We start from the raw sequence: 23,688 nt of genomic DNA, 5'->3' as shown, positions 1-23,688 counted from the left end.
TTGCCGTCGAGACCATCCATGGCTGAGGCGCTCGGCTACCTAAGCCAGCGTCCACACCCCGCAGGGAATGGACTCACAAGTCCCTATCAGAGATCAACCCGCTCTGCATAGCCAAACCGGCCAGTCGGACCCTTTTCTGATTCTGCGGCAGATTTTCCACGCCGAACTTGGCGAACAGCGCCCGCAGGTGAGTCTTGATCGCATCGACACTGAGGAACAACTCCTCGGCGATCTGCTGATTGGAGGCCGGAGTCGCGAAACCCGCCCCGTTCTTATACGGACGGCACAGCGCGATCAGCACCGACCGCTGGGTATCGGTCAGCGAGCGCAGCGTGGGAATGGTGCCGGTCGAGGTTCGCGTCGCGTCATCGACCACGCCCCCGAATTCGTGGAACGAAACCAGCGAGGTGCCGACCCGGATGCGATCGCCCGCCATCAGACGGCGGCGGCCGACGAGTCGTTCACCGTTGACGAAGGTGCCGTTGCGGGACAGGCCGTCATCGACAATCGTCCAGTGCGCGCCAAGGTATTCGATAGCGGCGTGCAGGCGCGAGACCTCGGCGTCCCAGCGCAGCGCCAGATCGGCCTGCGGGGACCGTCCGATGGTGACGCGCTGCTGGTCGGGGGTGAGCATCAGCTCCTGCTGACGACCCGAGTCATCAGTGAATCGCAACAACGATCCGATGAAACCAGTCACTGCGCCGATACCTCATCTCTCCATACCGCCAGTGACGTCCTTTGCACAGTTCCATGGTGCCGCGTCCTGGTACCGCGAGCAAGATCGAATCGACTCCGGACCATCCTCATATCGAAGGCCTATCACAAACGAGCCGCCGCCCCGGCGTCGCACGATTCGCCCGGGCGGCGGCCCAATAAAATAAGAACTCAGCCCTTCGCGGCCTTGTTGTACGCATCGGTGATGTCAGCCGAGATACGACCCCGCGCGGACACCTTGTGTCCATTCCGGCGCGCCCACTCGCGAATTGCAGCACTTTGTTCACGATCGATCGAGACCCGGCTCTTCGCAGCCCCGGGAGCAGCGACCGCAGCCTTGACCCGGCGCCGGCCACTGACGCGCCGAGCACTCGAAACCCACTCTTCCAGCCCGTCGCGCAGCTTCGCCGCATTTGCCGACGACAGGTCGATCTCGTACGACACACCGTCGATCGCGAACTCAATGGTCTCGTCCGCGATGGACTCACCATCGACATCGTCGATCAGGCTAACGGTGACCTTCTTTGCCATGAGATGAACGTCCTCTCGAAATCGTGCGACCCGCATACTAGGCCGATTACCCGAGGCAAGAATACCCCGAATTCCGAAAATTCCAAGACGAGGGCCGAGCTATGCAATCCGATCGTCAGCGAGTGACTGGACGCACAATTGGGAACAGTATCGTTTCCCGGATTCCGAATCCCGTCAGTGCCATCAACAAGCGATCGATTCCCATACCCGTACCCGTTGTCGGAGGCATGCCGTGCTCCATCGCGGCAAGGAAGTCCTCATCGAGCACCATCGCTTCGTCATCACCCTGTGCGGCCAGCCGCGCCTGATCCACGAACCGCTCACGCTGGATCACCGGATCGACCAACTCCGAATAGCCAGTTGCCAACTCGAAGCCACGCACATAGAGATCCCACTTCTCGGTAACTCCGGGCTTGCTGCGATGCTGTCTGGTCAGTGGTGATGTCTCCACCGGGAAGTCACGGACGAAAGTCGGTGCGTAGAGCTTGTCACCGTACTGGTGCTCCCACAGTTCTTCGACCAGTTTGCCGTGGCCATAGCCCTTGTCCTCGGGAATTTCCAGACCGACCCGATCGGCGAGCGCAAGTAATTCCTCGATCGACGTTTCCGGTGTCACTGATACGCCAAGTGCATCGGACAGCGACGGGTACATCTCCACCGTTGCCCACTCGCCACGGAGATCATATTCGGTGCCATCTGCAAGTGTCACCACCTGGGTACCGAAGACCTCTTCGGCAACTTCCTGCACCAATTCCCGAATCATCCGCGCGGAGTCATCGTAGGTGCCGTATGCCTGATACGTTTCGAGCATTGCGAACTCCGGGGAATGTGTGGAGTCCGCGCCCTCGTTGCGGAAGTTCCGGTTGATCTCGAAGACCTGTTCCAGGCCGCCGACCACACACCTCTTGAGGAACAGTTCCGGCGCAATTCGCAGGTAGAGATCCATATCGAGGGCGTTGGAACGGGTGACGAACGGCCGCGCCGCCGCACCGCCGTGCAGCGTCTGCAGCATCGGCGTCTCCACCTCGAGGAAGCCGCGCCGCTCGAGCGCATTGCGCATCGCGCGCACCACCGCGACCCTGGTCCTGGCCATTTCCCTGGCCTCGGGACGCACGATCAGATCGACGTAGCGCTGCCGTACCCGCGACTCCTCGTTCATCTCCTTATGCGCCACCGGCAGCGGCCGCAGCGCCTTGGCCGACATCGACCAGGAATCGGCCATAACGCTCAATTCCCCGGTCCGCGAGGAGATCACCTCACCGTGCACGAATACGAAGTCGCCGAGGTCGACATCGGCCTTCCAGGCCGCGAGCGCATCGGCGCCGACGCCGTTGAGGCTGATCATCGCCTGCAGTTTGGTGCCGTCCCCCTCCTGCAGCGTCGCGAAACATAGCTTGCCGGTATTACGCATGAATATGACGCGGCCGACGACACCGACCTGCAAACCGGTCTGGGTATCCGGCTCGAGCGCCGGATAGGCGGCCCGAATTTCGCCGAGGGTATGCGTACGCGGCACCACCACCGGATAGGCCTCACCGCCATCGGCGATCAGCCGCTCGCGCTTCTCGCGCCGAATCCGCATCTGCTCCGGAACGTCGTCCGCGGTGGGCGCGGGACGGTTGGTTTGCCCCGCAGGAACCGAACCCGCGGAGCGACCGGATGAAGGCGTGTTCGGGGTGCTCACGTTCAACAACCCTAGCGGGCACCGGAAATCGATTTGCGGGCCGCCCGGGGATGACCCGCCGGGCCCGAATCGACAGCGCCCGGAACGGGCCACAACAGCCCGTTTTCGGGCGTTGTCCGGCACGCCGAATACCGGGCGCGCACCGGTGCCGGATCGAAAGCTATTGCGCGCCGCTATGTTTCGAGATGGAAGTGGTTTCCGCCCTAATTAGAGCGTTGCCAGCGCCTCGACCTCACGGGCGAAGTGCGGGGCCCGAACGCCGACCGCGAGCAGGCTGGCCGCCTTCAAAGCCTGGTAGCCGCCGATCACATCGGTGGCCCGATGCAGCCCGAGTTCCTGTAGCGCCGCCGCGGCGAGACTGGAGGTATAGCCCTCCGAGCAGACGATGATCCATTCCACATCGTGATCGGTGGCCAGCGCCAGCCGGGCCGAACTCGACGGGTCCAGGCGCCATTCCAGGACATTCCGTTCGATCACCAGCGCACCCGGCAGCGCGCCCTCACGGGCCCGCTGCGCCTGCGGCCGGATATCCACCAGAATCGCGCCCCGGTCGACCGCCTCGGTCGTTTCAAAGGCATAGATGCGGTTCAGGCGGGCCCGTGCGTTGTCGAGCATCTGATCGATGGTCAAACGGGTCATTACATATCACCTTCGGGCTGGTCGGTGAGGACGGTTCGGGTGCGGCGCAAGGTGCCGTGACCGGTCACCTCGTAATAGGACATGGCGGTCAGCGGCGGTGAATAGGCGTGCACGCTGAGGGTGGGATCGAGTGGCCCGGTCGATTCGGCCGCACCGTTTCGAGCGACCTGCAAGGAGTCACCGGCGACGGCCGGTGCGCGCATTACATCGTGCACCCAGCCGATCGGGAAAGATGCCTGGTCGCCCGCGGTCAGTGTGCGGCGGCGCAGTTCCGTTCCGTTCCAGCGGAATTCCGAGAGCGCACCACTGAGCACGGTCAGCGCGCCGAGTGATCCGGCGTGATCGTGCAATTCGGTGGACTTGCCCGGCGTCCAGCTGATCAGCCAGACATCGACCTCGTCATCGGAAAGCAGCCGGGTGGCCCAGCGTTCCTCGATGGGCCAAATTCCATTGGCCGGCAACAGGTGGTCGTAGCGCCCCGCGAGTACGTCTTCGGCGCCCTCGTCGGTCAGCCGGAGCAGATCGGCGGGACGCAGGCGAGTGGGTAATGCGGAGGAGACAGCGCGATCGAGCGGCGGGGTGGCCGTCAGGGCGCTACGTGCGGAATTGATGGAAAGAACAGAAGAACGCATGAGCGAATCTCCAGGAGTATGTCAACGGTCGAGGGACTTGGTCAGCCTCGATCGGTCGAGGCAGGTCAGCCTCGACAACACTCCTGGGTGCGCACACGGGAATACACGGGAGCGAGTGTAGCAGCGCGAAAACCGGCGGCAAAGCGGCCGATCATGCGCGCGCACCCCGGATGGGCATATCAACCACCCTTACGGCGCTGATTGCGCTCGTAGACCAGGCGCAATCCGGTCAACGTGAGATGCGGCTCATGGTGGTCGATGGTCTCCGATTCCGGCACGATCAACGGTGCGGTGGTGCCGGTCGCGACCACCGCGACATCGTCACCGGCGAACGCGTCGAATTCATCGCGAATCCGATCGATCAGGCCGTCCACCAAACCCGCGAAACCGAAAATCGCCCCGGATTGGATGGCCTCGACGGTGTTCTTGCCGACCACCGAGCGCGGCCGGGCCAACTCGACCCGGCGCAATGCGGCGCGCTCGATCAGCGCCTCACTGGAGATCTCCACACCCGGTGCGAGTACCCCACCGAGAAACTCGCCCTTCGCCGACACCAGATCAACCGTGGTTGCGGTGCCGAAATCCACGACAATCGCGGCCGTGCCGAAACGATGATGTGCGGCAAGTGTGTTCACGATGCGGTCGGCACCGATTTCCTTGGGATTGTCGACCAGCAGCGGAATACCTGTTCGCACACCGGGTTCCACCACCACATGCGGCACATGATCCCAATAGCGAGTGAGCATCGATCTGATCTCGCGCAGTACCGGCGGCACCGTGGACAGCGCGGAAACTCCGATGATCTCTTCCACCTGCGCACCGACCAACCCGCGCACCTGCATGGCGAATTCATCGGCGGTCAGCAGCGGATTGGTATGCATACGCCAGTGCCGCACCAGCTTTGCGTGATTACCACTGCCCGAGAACAATCCGAGCTCGATGCTCGTATTTCGGACATCAATGGTCAGTAGCATCAGACGGCGGTCAGCGAGCGCGGGCTGACCAGACCGGAACCGTCCGGCGCGTGTGCCGGATCGGCGCCGAGATCGGTCGGCCGATTGCGCTCGTCGACGAAGACGACCTTCGGCGCGTACTCCTTCAGCTCCCGCTCATCCATCATGCCGTAGGCGATCAGGATGACCAGATCGCCCGGATGTACGAGATGTGCCGCTGCGCCGTTGATCCCGATGACACCCGAACCGCGCTCACCGGCGATCACATAGGTCTCCAGGCGGGCGCCATTGTCGATATCGACGATGCAGACCTGCTCGCCCTCGAGCAGATCGGCGGCATCGAGCAGATCCTGGTCGACGGTCACCGAACCGACGTAGTGCAGATCGGCATGGGTCACCGTGGCGCGGTGGATCTTCGACTTCATCATGGTGCGCAACATCGCTGTCGCCTTTCCTAAATGTTGGCCTTGGCAGGCTGGGCGTCGGTCGCGGCGGTACGCGAATCGGGAAGTGTCGGATGGCCGCCGTCGACGGGCGCGCCGAGTGCGACGGCGGTGTTGTCGATCAGGCGGGTGGCACCGACCTTGGCGGCGACCAGCAGCCGCGCATTGCCGTTCGCCGGGGCCGGACCGAGTGTGGACGACCGCAGTTCGAGGTAGTCGACATCGACACCGGGGGTAGCGTCGAGCACCGCACGCGCGGCCGTGAGCACGGCATCCGCGCCGAGTGCGCCCGCATGCCGCCCCGCGGCCAGCGCGGCCGACAGGGCCAGTGCCGATTCGCGTTGCGCCGCATCCAGATACCGATTTCGGGAGGACAGCGCGAGTCCGTCGGATTCGCGCACCGTCGGCAATGCGACGATCCGCACATCCATATTCAGATCCCGCACCATCTGCCGGATCAGTGTGAGCTGCTGATAGTCCTTCTCACCGAAGAATGCCTCGGTCGGACGCGCGATATTCAGCAGCTTGGCGACCACGGTCAGCATGCCCGCGAAATGGGTCGGGCGGCTGGCGCCTTCGAGCTCGGCGCCGATCGGGCCGGGGTGCACGGTGGTGCGCGGGCCGTCCGGATACATATCGGAGGCGCTCGGCGCGAATACCAGCTCCACACCTTCCGCTCGCAGCAGTTCCACATCGGCGTCGAGGGTGCGCGGGTACTTGTCCAGATCCTCGTTCGCACCGAACTGCAAGGGGTTCACGAAGATCGAGACAATGACCACCTGATTGGTCCGCTTGGCCCGGCGCACGATCTCGAGGTGCCCCTCGTGCAGCGCGCCCATCGTCGGCACCAGTCCGACCGTGCGTCCGACGCCGCGCAAGGCCTTCGAGACCGCGGCGATCACCTCGGGATCGTGGTGCACGGTCAGCTCACCGCGCCGGTAGGCGTCGCGCAATTTCGGATCCACTATCGGCCTCCTTCCAGCAGCTCGATCAGAGCCGGATCGGTCTTCGCGCGCTCGGCCGTGCGCAGCGACATGGCACGGTAGCCCGCGGCCAGCCGGGTATCGACGGCCGCCAATGCCGCCAGATGTGCCGCGACGGCGTCCGTATCGCCACGCGCCACCGGACCGGTCAGCGCGCTCTGCCCGCGGCGCAGCGCGTTATCGAGTGCGGCCGAGGCCAAGGGGGCGAGCAATCGCTCGGCCAGACCGTTGGGCTGATCGTCGACGATCTGCTGGCCGAGCAGACCGGGACCCGCCAGCGCGGCGCGCAATGCGTCCACCGCGTCCAGGATCACCGTGACCAGGTGATTACTGCCGTGTGCGAGTGCGGCGTGATAGAGCTGGCGATTCTCTTCCTGCACCCGGACCGGCTCGCCGCCCATCTCGATCACCAGCGATTGCGCGATGGCGAAACCGATCTCGTCGGCGGCGGTAATGCCGAAGCAGGCATTGCCGAGCCGGGCGACATCCTCATCATGTCCGGTAAAGGTCATCGCGGGATGGATGGCCAGTGGCAGTGCGCCGCGCTCGGCCAGCGGAGCCAGCAGGCCGACGCCATTGGCGCCGGAGGTGTGCGCGACGATCGCGCCCGGCCGGACCACACCGGCGGAGGCCAGACCGCGCACCAGACCGGGCAATTCGGCATCGGGCACGGCGAGCAGCAGCAGTTCGCTGCGGGCGGCCACCTGCTCGACGGGCAGGATCTCCGAATCCGGCAGTCGAGTGCGCGCCCGGTGCACGGAGGCATCGGATATGGCAGCGACACCGAACACCACGTGTCCGGCTCGCTCCAGTGCCGCGCCCAGGGCAGAGCCGACGCGTCCCGCCGAGACGATTCCCACCGTCAGGCGTGCGGGCGCGGGGTCACCCGAAGCAGCGTTGTCAGGGTTGACGCTTCTCGAGGTCAACGTTGTCCTCTCGATGTCGTTCCAGTCCCGGGCAAGCGGGTACCAGACGTTACGTCCCGAGGATATCGGCCGATGCTGCGCCGATGCCACGGGGCACCCGCGTGATCTACAACGCAGTATCTTTGGCCGCTCCTCCGGCGCGGCGTGTTCGCTCTTAAGACTCGCTCCATGGTGGTCACCTCGACGAGCGGGAGTTCGGTGCCCGAGGTGCACTGTCCAGCGGCCGAGACTCGCGACCTCGTCGCATGCGCTTCGACGACTCGGACGCGAGACGGGCCGCGAACGGTCGCTCGTAAGACTCGCTCCATGGTGGTTGGGCGTGGTGGAGGTGAGAGCCCGTCAGTGACCGCCCCGGCCGTTTTCTTCGGATGCCAGGTTGGCCATGATCTCGGCGACCGAAAGTCGGCGTGAGGAATTGCCGGAATCGGCGTCCGGATCGACTCGCCGACGTCTGCGGGAGGCGGCGGTGCCGACGGGCGGGACGGATGTCGTCGGGCGCGGGGGTGACTCCGGATGTGGCGTCGGGGTGGACGGCTCCTCCGGCGTCGAGAAATCAAGCGACGAATGCTGGTCCGGCGCCGCCAGGCGCGGCGGCACGGTCGGCTCCAGCGGATCCAGCCGCGGCGGGACGCCGGTCTTTTCCGGATCCTCGGTGAACGCGTCCGCCCAGCCGATCGGTCCGGTGTGGTACCCATCGTCGATATCGGCATCGGTGAATTCCGAGTCGTCGACATTGTCGACGGGTACGACGGCGGTCTCCGCGGTCACCGGATCGTCGAAGGGGCTGGCGAACAGCGGGGTCTCCGGATGATCGGATACGAAGACGGGGGTGAAACTGCTGCGGGATTGCTGGGACGCCGCATCCGGCCAGCCGTCGGCATTCGTCGAGCTATTGTTGGACGAATTTCCAAATGCGCTCGGCAGCTCCTGGATCCGGGTCGAATCGGCCCGCAATGCGGGGCGATCCATCGGCAGATCGCCGTCGAAGAGCCGCTGCAGGCTCTGCCGGAGCACAGTGAGTTCGGCGCGCAGGGCGGCCATTTCTGCCGCGTCGGCGCCGACCTCCTCGCGCACCCGCGCCTCCACGCCGAGTTCGTATTCCCGGCGCGCGGTGACCTCGCGCTCCAATTGGAGCTCGTACACCGTTTGCAGGTCACGAACCTTTGCCTTATCGATCGTGGCTTCCTTGCGATACCGCGTCGCGGCCAAAGCGCCGATGACGGCAGCCCACAGCGCCGCGACCAAGCCGATCCGGACGAACTGCAGACGATCGCTGAAAACCAGGAAAACGCTGGCAACCAGACCGAGCAGAATCAAGGCGCCAATGAACAGTTTTCCCGCGTCGTCCCGCCGTCGACGAGAGGTGCTGGTACGGGAGGGCGAAACCATGCACGCCAGGGTAGCTTGATCAGCCAGCCGCGCCCAGATTCCCACAGGGGAATAACAGCAAGAATGTTTTCTACGTAGTTGCCGGATCGTCGGAAGGGTCCTCGGGAGCGCGGCAGCAATACTCCAGCCAGAGCGCCGCAGCAACCAATGCCACCCCCGCCAGCATCCCGACAATGGCGCCCGGACTGTCCGCGCCCGCGGCATTCAAGGTGCCGCGCTGCGGAAACACCCAGAACAGGAAGCCCAGCCAGACACCGGCGGCGAGCGAACCGACCTGTGCGGAGGCCTTGGCGAGTGCGACCGCACGGGCCGCGGTGATCGGATGCAGCTGGTGGGTGCCATCACCGATCTGATGGTCACTGACCCGCGACCGGATCACGAACGCGAGCGCCACCTCGATCGCGGCCACCGGATAGAGCGAGGCACCCGCGTAGATCGAGATCGGCGGGAAGCTGCCGTAGGCCATGCGGGTGAGCAGCCAGGCGATGAGGGCAGCGACAACGACATTCGCGACGAGGTCCAGGATCCGGGTCGGCTTCAACTTCACGACGCCGATCCCCCCGTCGCGACCGCGCCCGGCAGCGCGAATTCGGTCGATCGGACACCCGCGCGCTCGGCAGCGTCGAGCTCGGCGAGCAGTTCACGCACCGGCCGCGCGGTCCCATCGACCTCGAGTACCGCGTCCGGCTGCACGTCCAACCACGGAATCAGTACGAAGGCCCGGTTGTGCGCCTGTGGGTGCGGCAGGGTCAGTTCCGGATCGTCGCTGCGGCAGACCTGTCCGCCCTCGGCGCACCAGACCACATCGACATCGAGGGTGCGCGCACCCCAGCGCACCTCGCGCACCCGCCCCGCGGCCTGTTCCAGCTGCTGGCCGATGCGCAGCCAGTCACGCGCACCCAATTCCGGATCTTCCACCAGCACAATGGCATTGAGGTAGTCGGCCTGTTCGACACCGCCCCACGGCGCGGTCGAGTACACCGGCGATACCGCGACCACCCGCCGCCCGAGTCCGTCGACAACGCCGCGCAGATGCGCGAGCCGGTCGCCCAGATTCGAGCCGATCGACAGTACGGCGCTGCTCATGCCAGCGCCCCCCGCTGCCGCGAGGTCACGACGCGGACATCGGCGAAGGTGTGCGGAATCGGCGCGGACGGCTTGTGCACCACGACCTCGACGGCCTGGATGCGCGGATCGGTCATCGCATCGTCGGCGATCTCGGAGACCACCTTCTCGATGAGATTGCGCGGCGGGCCCTGGATGATCCGGACGGCGCGCTCGGCGAGGCCGCCGTAGTCGATGGTGTCGGCGAGTTCATCGGTGGCCGCGGCGGCCGCGAAATCGGCCCACACCGTCAGATCGACCACGAACTCCTGGCCGTCGCGGCGTTCGTGGTCGAAGCAGCCGTGATAGCCGTAGGCGCGCAGCCCGCGCAGCTCGATCCGGTCGAGCTGCGCACGCCCGCCCGTCTCCCGGCCCACCTTCATATCGCGGCTCCTCGCGTGCTGTGCCGGGCGGCGCGCTGCCAGGCGTCGGTAACGGCGATGGCGTCCAGGGAGGCGCGCACATCGTGGACACGGACACCCCAGGCCCCGTGCAGCGCGGCCAGCGCCGACACCGTCGCGGTGGCGGTCTCCCGGCCATCCGGCGGGCGCGGGCCAGCGGCATCGGCGAGCAGGGCGCCGAGGAAACGTTTGCGGGAGGCGCCGATCAATATCGGCAGCCCGTGGCCGACCAGTTCGGGCAGCGCACCGAGCAGTGCCCAATTGTGTTCGGCGTTCTTGGCGAAACCGAGGCCGGGATCGAGTACCAGCCGGGACCGGTCGACTCCGGCCGCGACGGCCAGCTCCACCTGCGCGGTCAACTCGGCGAGCACCTCGGCGACCACATCGTCGTAGTGGTCGGCCGGACCGGTGTGCCGATAGTCCGCACCCGCCCGCCAGTGCATGAGGATCCACGGCACCTGCGCCGCCGCAACGACTTTCACCATATCGGGATCGGCGCGGCCGCCGGATACGTCGTTGACCACCGCGACACCGGCGGCGATCGCCGCCGCCGCGACACCGGCCCGCATGGTGTCCACGCTGGTCGGCACGCCCGCGGCGACCAGCCCGCGAATTACCGGAACCACGCGCGCGGCCTCGGTTTCGGGATCGATCCGCACCGCACCGGGCCGGGTCGACTCACCACCGATATCGATGATGTCGGCACCCGCCTGGTACAGCTCGATGCCGTGCGCGATGGCCAGGCTCGGATCGAGGTAGCGGCCGCCGTCGGAGAATGAGTCGCTGGTGACATTCACCACGCCCATCACCACACAGGAGCGACCGCCGCGCGCGAGTCCGTGCAGGTCCACCGCGCCCTGCCTCACTTGCGCAGGATCAGATCGAGGGCCTCGGCCCGCGAGGCCGCACTGGTCTGCAGCAGGCCGCGCACCGCGGAGGTGGTGGTGCTCGCGCCGGGCTTGCGGATACCACGCATGGCCATGCACAGGTGCTCGGCCTCGATCACGACGATCGCGCCGCGCGGATCCAGCTTGCGCATGACGGCTTCGACGATCTGGCTGGTCAGCCGCTCCTGTACCTGCGGACGCTTGGCATAGAGATCGACCAGCCTGGCCAGCTTGGACAGTCCGGTCACCCGGCCGTGCGTGCCGGGGATATAGCCGACGTGCGCGACGCCGTGGAAGGACACCAGGTGGTGTTCGCAGGTCGAGTACAGCGGGATATCGCGCACCAGCACGAGCTCCTGGTGGCCCTCATCGAAGGTGGTGTTCAGCACCGAATCCGGCTCCATGTAGAGCCCGGCGAACATCTCGCGATAGGAGCGGGCGACCCGCGAGGGCGTATCGATCAGACCCGGACGGTCCGGGTCCTCGCCGACCGCGATCAGCAGCTCCCGGATGGCCGCCTCGGCGCGGGCCTGATCGAACGAGCGGCCGGTCTCGAGTGCGACCAACTCCGGCTTGGCCGGGCCAGAACCGTTGTGCTGGACCTTATCCGCTTCGTCGATGGCAGCGTTGCTGTTGGGATAGCCGCCGACGTGATTGTTGGCAGACAAGCGAGACACCTCCAAAATCTCAGGTACCGGCAATCACCCGGCACCCAGATGGTCGAGCCTAATCGCCACTGGTCAGTGCCGACCGTTCGGTCCATCCCAATCGTGGTTCTCGCCATCGTTATTCCCGGTGCCGGTGGCGGGCTCGTCGTAGGGGTCGTTGCCGTGCCCCTGCTGACCCCACTGCTGCTGCGGCTGCTGGTACCCGTGGCGCGGCTGCGGCTCACCCTGCCAGCCGCCGTAACCGGGCTGACCCGACTGCTGCTGCGGCTCGTCACGTGGCGGCCAGCCCGGCGCCGACCAACCGGCCGGGGCACCGTAATCCGGTCGCGAGCCGTGCGTCGATCCCGGGCGCGGGTGTGCCGGGGTCGGCGCCTGCGGCAGCGGATAACCGGTCGCGGGCTGCTGCGCGTAGCCGCCGTACCGCGGTTCCTGGTAACCGGCGTCCGGGTAGCCATTGGCCGATGCGGCTTCGCGCTGCGGCAGCCGCGGCTTGACCGGCTCCTGCGGCGGCCACGGCTCACCGCGTTCGGCGGCCAGTTCGCCAGGGGTCTTCACCGGCGGCTTATCCGAGGGGACGCGCTCGCCGAAATCGTTGAACGCGGTGATCCGCGGCCGCTTCTCCACCGCGGCGAGAATCTCCTCGAGATCCTTGCGGTGCAGTGTCTCGCGCTCCAGCAGCGCCGTGGCCAGCACGTCGAGCACATCGCGGTATTCGTTGAGGATGGCCCACGCCTCGGTGTGCGCGGCCTCGATGAGGTTGCGCACCTCCTCGTCGATGGCGCCGGCGACCTCGTGTGAGTAGTCCGAACCCATGCCCATCGAGCGACCGAGGAATGGATCGCCCTGTTCCTGGCCGTAGCGCACCGCGCCGAGGCGCGCGCTCATGCCGTATTCGGTGACCATCGCGCGGGCGATCTTGGTGGCCTGGTCGATATCGGAGGAGGCACCGGTGGTCGGCTCGTGGAACACCAGTTCCTCGGCCGCGCGGCCACCCATCGCCATCACCAGGCGGGCGATCATCTCCGAGCGGGTCATCAGGCCCTTGTCATCCTCGGGCACGGTCATGGCGTGACCGCCGGTGCGTCCACGGGCCAGGATGGTGACCTTGTAGACCGGCTCGATATCCGGCATCGCCCACGCCGCCAGGGTGTGGCCACCCTCGTGGTAGGCGGTGATCTTCTTCTCGTGCTCGCTGATGATGCGGCTCTTGCGACGCGGACCACCGATGACGCGGTCCACTGATTCCTCGAGCTGCTCGCCGGTGATCACCGCGCCGTTCTCGCGGGCGGTGAGCAGTGCGGCCTCGTTGACGACATTGGCCAGATCCGCGCCGGACATGCCGACGGTACGCTTGGCCAGACCGTCCAGATCGGCCTCCGGCGAGATCGGCTTGCCCTGCGAATGCACCCGCAGGATGGCGCGCCGCCCGGCCAGGTCCGGATTGCTGACCGGGATCTGGCGGTCGAACCGGCCGGGACGCAGCAGGGCCGGATCGAGGATGTCGGGGCGGTTGGTCGCGGCGATCAGGATGATGCCGGTGCGATCGCCGAAGCCGTCCATCTCGACCAGCAGCTGGTTCAGGGTCTGCTCACGCTCGTCGTGACCACCGCCGAGGCCAGCGCCACGCTGGCGGCCGACCGCGTCGATCTCGTCGACGAAGATGATGCACGGGCTGTTCTGCTTGGCCTGTTCGAACAGGTCGCGCACCCGGGAGGCACCGACACCGACGAACATTTCGACGAAGTCCGAACCGGAGATGGTGAAGAACGGCACCCCGGCCTCACCCGCGACGGCACGCGCCAGCAGGGTCTTACCGGTACCGGGCGGGCCGTAGAGCAGCACGCCCTTGGGGATCTTCGCGCCGAGCGCCTGGTAGCGCACCGGATTCTGCAGGAAGTCCTTGATCTCGTAGAGCTCTTCGACGGCCTCGTCGGCACCGGCCACATCGGCGAATGTGGTCTTCGGCATATCCTTGGTCAGCTGTTTGGCCTTCGATTTTCCGAAGCCCATCATGCCGCCGCGGCCACCGCCCTGCATGCGGGACATCACAAAGATGAACAGCCCCAACAAGATCACCATCGGCAGTACGAACAGTAGGATCTGGGTGAACCAGCTCTCCTGTTTGACCACGGTGTTGAAGGGCGCGCCGGACTTCTGCACGGCGTCGAAGACCTGGTTGGAGGTCTCGCTGCCACCCGGGAATTTGGCAATGATCTTCTTCGAGCCGGAAGTGGCGTCGGTCCCATTGTTCAGCTCGATGCGCAGCTGCTGCTCGCGGTCGTCGATCTGGACGTTCTTGACGTTGCTCTTGTCGGTCAGCTGACTCAACGCCACCGAGGTATCGACGCTCTTCCAGCCGCGTGTGTCATTGCCGAAGTAGCCGAACGCATAGATCACGAGCGCAATGCCCGCGACTATGGCCAGAGTGCGAAACACAGTCTTGCGGTTCATAGAGCTTAGGCCGGGCGGCCAGTCCTTTCCGGTGTCTCCGGTGCATGCCTAGCGTGGCGTCGGGCGCGTCCCGTCCGGTGGTTCGGATGCGGACAGGCCACGTTACCGCGTACGGTCTAGTCGATACATCGCGCAGTTCGGCAGCTGGTGTAGTTCGACAGGTAAACGGCTGGGGAACGTCCGTGGTTCCCGAGGTCTCCGGTCGGGGTTACTCCAAGTGGTCACAATCATGTCATGTTCGGCCTATCGTGAGCGACGACACAACACCGCGGTGCGAGCGACGGGCCCGAAGGCGGTAGCTTGCGTACCCCACGCGGGCCCCCGGGAGCACCGTAACCAACAGAGCGCAGGGGGTATGGACATAGTCGAGCTACGGACACCCACAGCGATACTGCGGCACGGACGCGGGCGTTTGATCGTGTTGCGGCCGGGCAGTGACGGCGAGCGCGTATTGGATGTGCCGGTGACGGACCTACTCAAGGTCCGGCTGAACCGACGTGCCGACGACGCGGTCGTCATCGAGATCTACCTGCGTTATCCGACTCCCGTGCTCACCGGCGTACCCGCGGACCGCACGCCACTACCCGTCCTCATCGCCGAACACGACTTCCCCGCGGCCGCCGAGATCGTCGAGCGCATCAATGACCAGATCCTGGCCGGTCAGCGCATTGATGTCGCCGCCCCCGATCTACAGCCGCCCGCCCCGCAGTGGGGTAAGAACGGGCCGACCCGAGCCGATGTCGATCGCGCCGTGCGGCGGATGGCACCCAAGCGCGATGCCAAGTCGGCGATAGCCGCACTGCATCGATACGTCACCGCCGACGAATATGTGCTCGAGACCGCGATCGCCGTCGCACATCCGCCCGCGGGCAGCGGCCCCGGACTGCTGGCCGCGACCACCGGGCGGCTGCTGTTCATTTCGATCGGCACCGGCGACAAGTACGCGCACGAGCTACCCATCCCCGCCGTCCTGTGGGCACGCACCACCGAGGGCGCCGCGGCGGCGCCGGGCGAGATCGGTTCGGCGCACGGCGAAACCGGTATCGACATACACGACGGAAATACCACGCTGCGTTTCACCGGCACCGATCGAGCCGATACCGAACGCGTCACCTGTGCGGTGAATTTCGCCGTCCGGCGCGATTCGGCGAACGGCGCGGCCGGTCCGGCCGATCCCGGTGTCGCCCAACTCTATTCCGAGTGGGAGTTGCTGGTGGAACGGCATTCCCTCGGCATGGTCGATGACGGACAGTTCCAGCGTTACGGCCGAGGAATCCTGCGCTCACTCCCCGACGGGAACTGACTGCAGGCCGATCCGCCGCCAAGGACTCGTCGGCCGCAGCCACAGGCGCAGTAGCTCCATGCGCCGATCCACGCCGCCGTTTTTCAGTTCGGCCAGATCCTCACAGGCCTGCCAGTAGGTCCAGCCGGTCAGGTAGGCATCGCCGAATTGGCGCCAGTTCTGATATTTGCGCTGGGCCAGCGGCAGTGCTCGCAGCAGATAGCCCCAGGCCACCTCGGCGTCGAGATAGCCTGCGGTGAAGGCCATTCGGGCCACCGCGACCACCCGGGCCAGGTCCCAGGCGTGGATATCGCTCGGCAGCGGCCGGGCCAGATGGTCGGTGAAGCCGATCTTTATCGCCTGCGACCAGATGTCGTAGTCGCGGACCAGCGCCTCCGGATTGTCCATCCCCCGGAACGAACCGACCTGACGCAGAAAGGCCCGATGCCGATCGGCCCGCTCACCGAACCGGTCGCGTTCACTGGCATTGATCGATGCCATCACCAGCGGATGCACCATCGCGTACAGCGGCGCGTGCATACCCTCGAGCAACTGCTCCATGGAGGCCTGCGCCTCGGTGCCGTCGGTGATGCCCCATGCGCCGGTCAGGGTGTCGATGGCCAGTTCGCGGCGGTCGCCGAGCGGATGGTCGCGCTCGGGCCCGAGCAGCAGCGCATCGTGGAAGGCGTCCCAGCGCGCCGAATAGAAGGCGCCGAGCGCGAGGGCGCGCAGTTCGTCATCCGATATCGCCGCGCCGGACCAATGATCCTCTTCCCGCTTGTCGAGTTCGTCGTAGGGGAAAGTGGTCAGGGTGGGTACACCGCGGGCAGGCATGCCACCGATTGTTCCCCATCGATCTTGGAAGAGGCTGAGTAATCGGCTGGCTTCGTCGGATTGGATTCTTGTCCTGCCATCGGGCAGTACTGAGGGCTAATGTGCACGCATGAGTAGCAACATCACCCTCCTTCGTGGCCTGGATCCTGCGCCAACCGAGCAGGAAATCTATGCTGCCGCACTGCAGTACGTGCGCACGGTCGGTGGCGTGTCCGGCCTGAGCACCACAACCAAGGCGGCGGTGGACAAGGCGGTGAACGCCATCGCGGCCGCGACGACGCAATTGCTCGCGGATCTGCCGAATGTGCGAGTCGCACCGACTACCGAACCGCCACTACGCCGCGAACGTGCGGGTGCGGAGACGGAGTAGTTCGTAGCAGTTCAAGGTAGGGCGTCCGCGCCGTAAGTGGCGACGCAGGCCAGCGCGATCTCGAGCGGCAGCCCGCGCGCTTCGATCGGATGGCCGAGCAGTTCCTCGATCCGCTGGATCCGATAGCGGACCGTGTTCTTGTGCACACCCAGTAGTTTCGCCGTGGCCTCCGGGCTGCGATGGCTCTTCAGATACGCGTGCAGTGTTTCGCGCAGGCGTGTGGCATTGGCATCACGGCCCGCCAGCGCGCGCAATTCGCGCCCGATCAGACCGCGCATGGCCGCGTTGTCGGCGCCCGCCAGATAGGCGATCTCCACCTCGCGATAGCCCGTGATCCGCGCCGCCGTCGCGCTGCGCTCGGCCACCTGCCTGGCCGCGACCGCTTCGCGATGACTGTTGCGGAATCCGGCCAGCTGTGCCGCTGGCACGCCGAAGGCGACCCGCATCGGCGGCTCCACCGATCCGGCCACCAGTCGTTCCAGCCGGCCGGGTTCGGCCACTTGCGCCGCATGCGCGTCATCGTCCAGGCCGACCCAGGCCCACATGCCACTTGCACCGGACGGCACCGTCAGCACCCGAGTGCTGCCGAGCGCGGCCGCCAGTCGCGCCGCGACCCGATCCAGCTGTCCGCTCATCTCGGCGTCACCCGACTCGTCGGCCCAGAGCACGAATGCCAAATGTTGTTGGGCGAGGCGATATCCGAGCCGAATCGACGCCTGGTCGATATCCACATCGCCGTCGCCCAATAGCGTGCGAACGGTTTCCGAGCGGCGGTTGAGATCGGCGCGCAGGATCCGTTCGCGTTCCTCCATGTAGGTATCCGTCAGCGCCTCCACCGAATTGCCGACCCATCTGGTCGATCGCTCGAACAGCCGCAGCATGACCGCGCGCTCGATCTCGTGTGGCGGGCGGCGCTCCTCGATGGCATCGGTCATGTAGTCGAGCACGGCCTCCTGCCCGACGTGGTAGGTCCGCAACAGCAGTCGCAGCTGGAAGCCGCGCCGGGCGATCGTGCGCGCAAAGGCGTGTACCTCGTCGGGCAGCGTGAAATCGAAGGTGTCGCTGGTGAGCCCGCTCAGCATGACCCTGGCATGCGCCCTGGTGCTGGCCGCGAGATCACGGCGGATATCGCGGTCGGCGAGCTCCGGGATGCGGGCGATGATGGCGTTGTCGAGACGGTCCACGATCTGCTCTAGCGTCTGGGTCCGCATCGACTCGTAGACGTATTCGGCCAGCCAGTCGCGCACGACCTCGATATTCGGATCCGAATCGGTCCGCAGTGGCTCCGTGGTCACCGGACGACCGGCCGAGGCAGCGACCATGATTCCTCCGAATTGTACTTTGAATACAAAATCAGCCGAGTCAGTTGACAAAACGGCCCAAGAAAGTCCCGCGATCTTGTGTCACGATCATAGGTCAGTGAACTGATTCACAGTAACCGGCTTCCAGCGGTTCACAGCACAACGTCAGTGGGAGAACAGCAGTGACCAACACCGAATCGGTCCCCGGCGCGGCCAAGAAAACGACGCCACGCAAGACGACGGCGAAGAAAGCGGATCCGACGCTGATCGAGGTGCGCAATCCGGGTACCGGTGCGGTGGTCGGCACCGTGCCGGAGCAGAGCGCCGAGGCGGTCGCGGCCAAGATCCGCGAATTGCGCCTGTACCAGCCGGAATGGGAGGCCATCGGCCCCGACGGCCGCAAGGAATGGCTGCTGAAGCTGCAGGACTGGATCATCGACAATACCGAGCACCTGGCCGACGTGCTGCAATCCGAGACGGGTAAGCCGCGGGTGGACGCGCTGATCGACCCGGCCTTCTCCACGGATCTGATCGGCTACTACGCGCGCCGGGCCGCCAAATTCCTCGCCGACGACCACCCGTCGCCCCACAGCCCGCTGGCCCGGGTCAAGAAGCTGACCACGGTGTACAGGCCGTACCCGGTGGTCGGCGTGATCACACCGTGGAACTTCCCGCTGGCGATGCCGGTCATCGATGTGATCCCGGCACTGGCCGCTGGCGCCGCGGTAATCCTCAAGCCCTCGGAGGTGACCCCGCTCTCGGCACTCGAATTGGCAAGGGGCTGGGCCGAAATCGGCGCACCGCCGGTCTTCGCCGTGATCACCGGCGCGGGTGCGACCGGCGCCGCGGTGATCGAGAACGCCGACTACATCCAGTTCACCGGTTCCACCGCGACCGGACGCAAGATCGCGGCCGCCTGCGTCGAGCGGATGATTCCCTACAGCCTGGAATTGGGCGGTAAGGATCCGGCCATCGTGCTGGCCGACGCCGACCTCGATCGCGCCGCGCACGGCATCGCCTTCGGCGGCATGTTCAATTCGGGCCAGGTCTGCATTTCGGTGGAGCGGGTGTATGTCGAGGCGCCGGTCTACGACGGGTTCGTCGCCAAACTCACCGACGCGGTCCGGAATCTGCGTCAGGGCCTCGACGGGCGCGAGTCGAAGCACGACGTCGGCGCGCTCGCCAATGAGAGCCAGGCCCAGATCGTGCAGCGCCATGTCGACGAGGCCGTCGCGGCGGGTGCCCGGGTCACCACCGGCGGCAAGCGGACCGGTGTCGGCACGCTGTTCGAGCCGACCGTGCTGGTCGATGTCGATCAGAGCATGTCCTGCATCACCGAGGAGACCTTCGGCCCGACCCTGCCGGTGATCAAGGTCGCCGACGAGGCCGAAGCCGTTCGGCTGGCCAACGATTCGATCTACGGACTGTCCGCCTCGGTGTGGACCGGGGACAAGGACCGCGGCGAGCGGGTGGCCCGCGAGCTCAATGTCGGCGCGGTGAATATCAACGATGTCTTCGTCAATCTGTTCAGCTTCGCGCTGCCGATGGGCGGCTGGGGGCAGTCCGGTGTCGGCGCCCGCTGGGGCGGCCCGGACGGGGTGCGCAAGTACTGCAGGCAGAAGGCGATCACCACGCCGATCCTGCCGACCCAGCAGAAGGAACTGCTCTGGTTCCCCTACCAGATGCCCAAGGTGCTGTTCGGGCTCGGCGCGATGCGCGCGGCGGGAGCGCGTGGTCTGCGGCGCATCAATATTCCGGCCATTCTGAAGCTCAAGGGAGACAACAAGTGACCGACGCGGCGAAGATTCGCGGGAAGGTCGTCGTCATCACCGGTGGTGCGCGCGGCATCGGACTGGCCACCGCGACCGCGCTACAGGCACTCGGCGCCAAGATCGCGATCGGCGATATCGACGAGGCCACGGTCAAGGAGTCCGGAACCGCCCGGAATTTCGAACTGTACGGCCGGCTCGATGTCACCGATTCCACCTCGTTCGAGAACTTCCTCGACGAGGTAGAGCGCACCGTCGGTCCGATCGATGTGCTGATCAACAACGCGGGCATCATGCCGACCGGCAAATTCGTCGACGAGCCGGACCAGATCACCCGCCGCATCCTCGATATCAACGTCTACGGCGTAATTCTCGGATCCAAGCTGGGCCTGGCCCGGATGCTGCCGCGCAAACGCGGACACGTCATCAACATCGCCTCACTCGCGGGTGAGACCCATATCCCGGGCCTGGCAACCTATAACGCCAGCAAGCACGCGGTGCTGGGCTTCACCGATACGCTGCGGGAGGAGTACCGGGGTTCCGGTGTCGCGTTCTCCTCGGTGCTGCCGACGCTGACCAATACCGAACTCGGCTCCGGTGTGAGTGGCCCCAAGCTGCTGCGCCCGGCCGAGCCGGAGGAGATCGCCGAGGCCATCGTCACGCTGATCGCCGCACCCAAATCCAAGGTCCGGGTGACCGCAGTAGCCGGTCTGCTCTCGCAGCTGGTGAATCTGCTGCCCGAACCGGTGGCCGACGGGCTGGCCAGGGCGCTGGGTTCGAGCAATGCCTTCCTCGACGATGTCGACGCGGCCGAGCGCAAGGCCTACGAGGATCGCGCGCGCAGCCTCTGATCGCGCATCGAGGGCGCCGTGGTCGTGTTGTCGCGACCACGGCGTCCTCTTGTGCTTCGGCGGCCGCAAACATCTTTGTGACGAATCTCACTACTCATGGTTGTAACGACTCCTACGCCGTTGCGGGCCGGTTTCTCCGAGGGTGACCGGCCGCACTTCGACCCACCGCAACGGAGGTCCGGAACCCGCCTCGCGCCGCATCACTGCTGGTCATCTGCCCAATTGTCTTCAGCGAGAGCGCACGTGCCGTGAGTGCCGGAGATTCGCCAAGTCGATGGTGCAAATGACCATGACAGGCCATATGCTGTCTCTAACAAACCTGTCGACTGTTTCGGCTGCCATATCCGGACTTTCTGGCTTCAATAGGCTGGAAATTCAGGACCGATTCTGATAGCAAGGGGCTATGGACCCGCATTTGCGCGACCTGCGGTATTTCGTCGCCGTCGCTGAGGAACTGCACTTCACCAACGCCGCCCAGCGGCTGCACATCGCTCAACCCACCCTGTCGCGTCAGATTCGTCAGCTGGAACGTCAGCTCGACGTGGTCCTGTTCGACCGCAACCAGCGCAGTGTGGCGCTGACCGTCGCGGGTAAGGAGCTACTCGAAGGCGCCCGCAAGATCCTGGAGCTGTGGGAGGTCACCAACGTCTCACTGCAGGAGGCGGGTGAGGTGCTGCGTGTCGGCATCCAGTCCGCGCTCGGCCGCGGTCTGCTCAACGATCTGGAGAGCGCGAGCGGGCACCGGCTCGCCCTGCACGCCGCCTCCTGGACCGACCCGTCCAGCGGTCTGGCCGGTCGGCAGGCCGACCTGGCGCTGGTCTGGCTTCCGCTGCCCGATCCGAACCGGTACCGCTGGCAGGTGCTGCGCACCGAGCCGCGCTGGGTGCTGCTGCCGGAGAACCATCCGCTGGCCGATAACGGGACCATCGACTTCGCCGACCTGCTCGACGAACCGTTCATCGCGCTGCCCACCGAGGCCGGTGCGGTGCGCGACTTCTGGCTCGGCAGCGATGCGCGCAACGGCCGTCAGCCCAAGATCGGCGCCGAAGCGGCGACCCCCGAAGACAAGCTGGAGGCCGTGAGCCTCGGCCTCGGCGTCTGCCTGCTCGCCGAGAACAATGTGCCGATGTACCGCTGGCCGGGACTGACCGCCCGCCCGCTCAACGGGCTCGCCCCGTGCGAACTGGCCGTCGCCTGGCGCGCCGATGACAACCGGCCGACCATTCTCGAATTCGCCGCACGCGCGGTGGAGGGCGGTTTCTCGGTCCAGCACCAGGCCGCAGTCGCCAGTTAGTCGATCACCGTTCGCTTCCAGGGGTGGATCGACTCGAGTTGGGCCGACAGGCGCAGCAGGGTCGATTCACCGCCGGGGGGTGCCGCGAGCTGGGCGGCGACCGGCGTCTTCGAGCCGGGGTGCATGCCCATCGGGATCGACGCGGCGGGCCAGCCGACCATATTCCACAGCGGTGTGAACGGTGAATACCGTGCGCTGGTAACGACATTCGCCAACCAGCCCAGGGTGTGCCAGGCCCGAGCCCGTGGCGGCGGCGCGGCGAGCGTCGGGGTGATCACGACGTCGTAGCGCTCGAAGAATTCCAGCAGTCGCGCCTCTACCCGGTCCACCTGAGCCGGGCGGATCAGCCGCAGGCGCTGGATCAACCGGCCGAGTGCGAGGTGTCGGCGGGTGCGCGGCTGCAAGCCTTCGGGGCGGACGAGTGACATGGCCTCGCGGGCGGCGAATGCCAGCCAGCGCAGGCCAACGGAGATGATCGATTCGGCATAGGGAAGGGTCGTGGATTCCACCAGGTGCCCGGCGGCTACGGCGGCGGAGGCGGCGGTGCGAGCCGCCGCGGTCCAGTGCCGATCGACCCGGAACAAACGGGAGGGCGGCGCGACGGCCAGCCCGATGCGTAGTCGGCCCGGTGGATCTAGCTCGGCTAGGTCCGGGCGCGCGGCGAGCACCGATAGCGCGAGCGCCGCATCGCCGACCGTCGTTGCGAGCACACCCTTTTCGACCATTCCCGACCAGGAATCGACGCCGACCTCGGCCGGCACGGTATGCCGCCCCGGCTTGATCCCGAATACCCCGCAGCAGGCCGCGGGAATGCGCACCGAACCGAGCAAGTCATTGCCGTGTGCCACCGGTACCAGCCCGGCCGCGACCGCCGCGGCCGCTCCGCCCGACGAGCCACCGGTGCTGCGCGCGGAATTCCACGGGTTCCGGCTGATCCGGCCCTCGCTCTCGGTGGTGCTCCACAGCCCCAGCTCCGATACCGCGGTCAGCCCGACCACCACGGCGCCGGCGGCCCGCAGTCGGCGCACCACCGGATGGTCGGCGGCGACCGCGGCGGTATCGGTGGCCGCGGAACCGGCCAGCGTCGCCTCGCCCTCGACCGCGATGTTGTGTTCGATCGCGATGGGGACACCCGCCAAAGGCAGCGCGTCCAGGTCGGAGCGCTGTTCCAGCGCGAGCGCCTCGGCGCGCGCCTTGGCGGAGCGAACGACGACGAAAGCGTTCGTCTTTCGATTTCCGGCGGCGATCCGGTCCAGGGCGGTGCCGACCGTCTCGGTCGGTGCCAGCGAGCCGTCGCGCACGCTCGCGGCCATTGCCGAGGCCGGACCTCGTGCCATGCCGGATTCGCGTGGCATGCTGGATTCCATCGAAGTATGCACGGCGTCGGCCGCCGCAACGGACACCCCGTTGGCGGTCTGCACCTCCGGGGTTTCGGCCGCCGGAGTCATCGCTTCGCGGTCACGTTCGGCTACCGCCTTCGTGCCCGTAGCTGCTTTTTGCATGTGCTGGTTCTTCCCCGTCGCGTGGTTGTCGAAATCGGGTGATCCGCTGTTGAGCCGCAAGTTATCATTTGGATTACTGC

24 protein-coding genes are annotated in these 23,688 nt (G+C 66.3%); 5 read left to right on the top strand and 19 right to left on the bottom strand.

Annotated features, from left to right (window positions below; translation table 11 throughout):
• Positions 1-73: 73 nt before the first annotated feature.
• From ACQP2D_RS02670 to ftsH, 16 genes are all read right to left on the bottom strand, one after another.
• Entirely contained in the window at positions 74-634 is a 561-nt protein-coding gene (locus tag ACQP2D_RS02670; protein WP_433685506.1) for an FHA domain-containing protein, read from the bottom strand.
• A 251-nt stretch (positions 635-885) separates the two neighbouring features.
• On the bottom strand, positions 886-1,245 hold the full coding sequence (locus ACQP2D_RS02665) for a histone-like nucleoid-structuring protein Lsr2 (protein ID WP_040686163.1): 360 nt from the start codon (positions 1,243-1,245) through the stop codon (positions 886-888).
• 115 nt (positions 1,246-1,360) lie between these two features.
• Positions 1,361-2,827 (bottom strand): lysine--tRNA ligase, encoded by a 1,467-nt coding sequence (gene lysS / locus ACQP2D_RS02660; protein ID WP_433685505.1) that lies wholly within the window; start codon positions 2,825-2,827, stop codon positions 1,361-1,363.
• A gap of 309 nt (positions 2,828-3,136) precedes the next feature.
• Positions 3,137-3,559 (bottom strand): rhodanese-like domain-containing protein, encoded by a 423-nt coding sequence (locus ACQP2D_RS02655; protein WP_433685504.1) that lies wholly within the window; start codon positions 3,557-3,559, stop codon positions 3,137-3,139.
• 8 nt (positions 3,560-3,567) lie between these two features.
• Positions 3,568-4,158 (bottom strand): cysteine dioxygenase, encoded by a 591-nt coding sequence (locus ACQP2D_RS02650; RefSeq protein ID WP_433685503.1) that lies wholly within the window; start codon positions 4,156-4,158, stop codon positions 3,568-3,570.
• A gap of 221 nt (positions 4,159-4,379) precedes the next feature.
• Positions 4,380-5,174: a type III pantothenate kinase gene (locus ACQP2D_RS02645; RefSeq protein ID WP_433682134.1), complete on the bottom strand. Its 795-nt coding sequence runs from the start codon at positions 5,172-5,174 to the stop codon at positions 4,380-4,382.
• Positions 5,174-5,593 (bottom strand): aspartate 1-decarboxylase, encoded by a 420-nt coding sequence (panD, locus tag ACQP2D_RS02640; RefSeq protein ID WP_433682133.1) that lies wholly within the window; start codon positions 5,591-5,593, stop codon positions 5,174-5,176. Before panD ends, ACQP2D_RS02645 begins: the two co-directional genes overlap by 1 nt.
• A 14-nt stretch (positions 5,594-5,607) precedes the next feature.
• Positions 5,608-6,564, bottom strand: a complete 957-nt coding sequence (panC, locus tag ACQP2D_RS02635; RefSeq protein ID WP_433685502.1) for a pantoate--beta-alanine ligase — start codon at positions 6,562-6,564, stop codon at positions 5,608-5,610.
• Positions 6,561-7,505, bottom strand: coding sequence for a Rossmann-like and DUF2520 domain-containing protein (locus ACQP2D_RS02630; protein WP_433682132.1), 945 nt, complete (start codon positions 7,503-7,505; stop codon positions 6,561-6,563). Before ACQP2D_RS02630 ends, panC begins: the two co-directional genes overlap by 4 nt.
• A gap of 339 nt (positions 7,506-7,844) precedes the next feature.
• Positions 7,845-8,894 (bottom strand): DUF6779 domain-containing protein, encoded by a 1,050-nt coding sequence (locus ACQP2D_RS02625; RefSeq protein WP_433682131.1) that lies wholly within the window; start codon positions 8,892-8,894, stop codon positions 7,845-7,847.
• A gap of 70 nt (positions 8,895-8,964) precedes the next feature.
• Positions 8,965-9,435 (bottom strand): DUF3180 domain-containing protein, encoded by a 471-nt coding sequence (locus ACQP2D_RS02620; RefSeq protein ID WP_433685501.1) that lies wholly within the window; start codon positions 9,433-9,435, stop codon positions 8,965-8,967.
• Between the two features lie 2 nt (positions 9,436-9,437).
• A complete protein-coding gene (gene folK, locus ACQP2D_RS02615; protein ID WP_433682130.1) occupies positions 9,438-9,980 on the bottom strand; it encodes a 2-amino-4-hydroxy-6-hydroxymethyldihydropteridine diphosphokinase in 543 nt (180 codons plus the stop codon).
• A complete protein-coding gene (gene folB / locus ACQP2D_RS02610) occupies positions 9,977-10,381 on the bottom strand; it encodes a dihydroneopterin aldolase (protein ID WP_433682129.1) in 405 nt (134 codons plus the stop codon). The genes folK and folB overlap by 4 nt, the downstream gene beginning before the upstream one ends.
• Entirely contained in the window at positions 10,378-11,205 is an 828-nt protein-coding gene (gene folP, locus ACQP2D_RS02605) for a dihydropteroate synthase (RefSeq protein WP_433685500.1), read from the bottom strand. Before folP ends, folB begins: the two co-directional genes overlap by 4 nt.
• Before the next feature lie 56 nt (positions 11,206-11,261).
• Positions 11,262-11,852 carry a GTP cyclohydrolase I FolE gene (gene folE / locus ACQP2D_RS02600; protein WP_433685499.1) on the bottom strand — a complete coding sequence of 197 codons (591 nt, stop codon included), beginning with the start codon at positions 11,850-11,852 and terminating at the stop codon, positions 11,262-11,264.
• Between the two features lie 174 nt (positions 11,853-12,026).
• Positions 12,027-14,405, bottom strand: a complete 2,379-nt coding sequence (gene ftsH / locus ACQP2D_RS02595; RefSeq protein ID WP_433682128.1) for an ATP-dependent zinc metalloprotease FtsH — start codon at positions 14,403-14,405, stop codon at positions 12,027-12,029.
• Between the two features lie 355 nt (positions 14,406-14,760).
• Here ftsH and ACQP2D_RS02590 point away from each other — a divergent pair, with 355 nt between their 5' ends.
• Complete coding sequence (locus ACQP2D_RS02590; RefSeq protein ID WP_433682127.1) at positions 14,761-15,708, top strand: hypothetical protein; 948 nt, start codon at positions 14,761-14,763, stop codon at positions 15,706-15,708.
• Here ACQP2D_RS02590 and ACQP2D_RS02585 read toward each other — a convergent pair.
• Positions 15,688-16,521, bottom strand: coding sequence for a DUF1266 domain-containing protein (locus ACQP2D_RS02585; protein ID WP_433682126.1), 834 nt, complete (start codon positions 16,519-16,521; stop codon positions 15,688-15,690). The genes ACQP2D_RS02590 and ACQP2D_RS02585 overlap by 21 nt on opposite strands.
• A 109-nt stretch (positions 16,522-16,630) precedes the next feature.
• Here ACQP2D_RS02585 and ACQP2D_RS02580 point away from each other — a divergent pair, with 109 nt between their 5' ends.
• Positions 16,631-16,891, top strand: a complete 261-nt coding sequence (locus ACQP2D_RS02580) for a DUF2277 domain-containing protein (RefSeq protein WP_433682125.1) — start codon at positions 16,631-16,633, stop codon at positions 16,889-16,891.
• 11 nt (positions 16,892-16,902) lie between these two features.
• Here the strand turns inward: ACQP2D_RS02580 and ACQP2D_RS02575 are convergent, their stop codons facing one another.
• Positions 16,903-18,213, bottom strand: a complete 1,311-nt coding sequence (locus tag ACQP2D_RS02575) for a PucR family transcriptional regulator (protein WP_433682124.1) — start codon at positions 18,211-18,213, stop codon at positions 16,903-16,905.
• Between the two features lie 161 nt (positions 18,214-18,374).
• Here ACQP2D_RS02575 and ACQP2D_RS02570 point away from each other — a divergent pair, with 161 nt between their 5' ends.
• From ACQP2D_RS02570 to ACQP2D_RS02560, 3 genes are all read left to right on the top strand, one after another.
• The gene (locus ACQP2D_RS02570; RefSeq protein ID WP_433682123.1) at positions 18,375-19,982 is read left to right on the top strand and encodes an aldehyde dehydrogenase family protein; all 1,608 of its coding nucleotides are present in this window, start codon (positions 18,375-18,377) and stop codon (positions 19,980-19,982) included.
• Positions 19,979-20,812 carry an SDR family oxidoreductase gene (locus ACQP2D_RS02565; protein WP_433682122.1) on the top strand — a complete coding sequence of 278 codons (834 nt, stop codon included), beginning with the start codon at positions 19,979-19,981 and terminating at the stop codon, positions 20,810-20,812. The genes ACQP2D_RS02570 and ACQP2D_RS02565 overlap by 4 nt, the downstream gene beginning before the upstream one ends.
• 403 nt (positions 20,813-21,215) lie before the next feature.
• Positions 21,216-22,106 (top strand): LysR family transcriptional regulator, encoded by an 891-nt coding sequence (locus ACQP2D_RS02560; RefSeq protein WP_433682121.1) that lies wholly within the window; start codon positions 21,216-21,218, stop codon positions 22,104-22,106.
• Here ACQP2D_RS02560 and ACQP2D_RS02555 read toward each other — a convergent pair.
• Positions 22,103-23,473: an amidase gene (locus ACQP2D_RS02555; protein ID WP_433685498.1), complete on the bottom strand. Its 1,371-nt coding sequence runs from the start codon at positions 23,471-23,473 to the stop codon at positions 22,103-22,105. The genes ACQP2D_RS02560 and ACQP2D_RS02555 overlap by 4 nt on opposite strands.
• Between the last annotated feature and the right edge of the window lie 215 nt (positions 23,474-23,688).

The organism is Nocardia sp. CA-119907 (assembly GCF_050955995.1).
GTDB lineage: Bacteria > Actinomycetota > Actinomycetes > Mycobacteriales > Mycobacteriaceae > Nocardia.
This window is presented reverse-complemented; position numbering and strand designations above follow the sequence as displayed.

Coding starts and splice junctions, on each gene's coding strand:
- ACQP2D_RS02670 (WP_433685506.1), bottom strand. CDS start 634: ATGCTCACCCCCGACCAGCAGCGCGTCACCATCGGACGGTCCCCGCAG.
- ACQP2D_RS02665 (WP_040686163.1), bottom strand. CDS start 1,245: ATGGCAAAGAAGGTCACCGTTAGCCTGATCGACGATGTCGATGGTGAG.
- lysS (WP_433685505.1), bottom strand. CDS start 2,827: ATGCGGATTCGGCGCGAGAAGCGCGAGCGGCTGATCGCCGATGGCGGT.
- ACQP2D_RS02645 (WP_433682134.1), bottom strand. CDS start 5,174: ATGCTACTGACCATTGATGTCCGAAATACGAGCATCGAGCTCGGATTG.
- panD (WP_433682133.1), bottom strand. CDS start 5,593: ATGTTGCGCACCATGATGAAGTCGAAGATCCACCGCGCCACGGTGACC.
- ACQP2D_RS02625 (WP_433682131.1), bottom strand. CDS start 8,894: ATGGTTTCGCCCTCCCGTACCAGCACCTCTCGTCGACGGCGGGACGAC.
- folK (WP_433682130.1), bottom strand. CDS start 9,980: ATGAGCAGCGCCGTACTGTCGATCGGCTCGAATCTGGGCGACCGGCTC.
- folB (WP_433682129.1), bottom strand. CDS start 10,381: ATGAAGGTGGGCCGGGAGACGGGCGGGCGTGCGCAGCTCGACCGGATC.
- folP (WP_433685500.1), bottom strand. CDS start 11,205: ATGGGCGTGGTGAATGTCACCAGCGACTCATTCTCCGACGGCGGCCGC.
- ftsH (WP_433682128.1), bottom strand. CDS start 14,405: ATGAACCGCAAGACTGTGTTTCGCACTCTGGCCATAGTCGCGGGCATT.
- ACQP2D_RS02590 (WP_433682127.1), top strand. CDS start 14,761: ATGGACATAGTCGAGCTACGGACACCCACAGCGATACTGCGGCACGGA.
- ACQP2D_RS02585 (WP_433682126.1), bottom strand. CDS start 16,521: ATGCCTGCCCGCGGTGTACCCACCCTGACCACTTTCCCCTACGACGAA.
- ACQP2D_RS02580 (WP_433682125.1), top strand. CDS start 16,631: ATGAGTAGCAACATCACCCTCCTTCGTGGCCTGGATCCTGCGCCAACC.
- ACQP2D_RS02575 (WP_433682124.1), bottom strand. CDS start 18,213: ATGGTCGCTGCCTCGGCCGGTCGTCCGGTGACCACGGAGCCACTGCGG.
- ACQP2D_RS02560 (WP_433682121.1), top strand. CDS start 21,216: ATGGACCCGCATTTGCGCGACCTGCGGTATTTCGTCGCCGTCGCTGAG.
- ACQP2D_RS02555 (WP_433685498.1), bottom strand. CDS start 23,473: ATGGAATCCAGCATGCCACGCGAATCCGGCATGGCACGAGGTCCGGCC.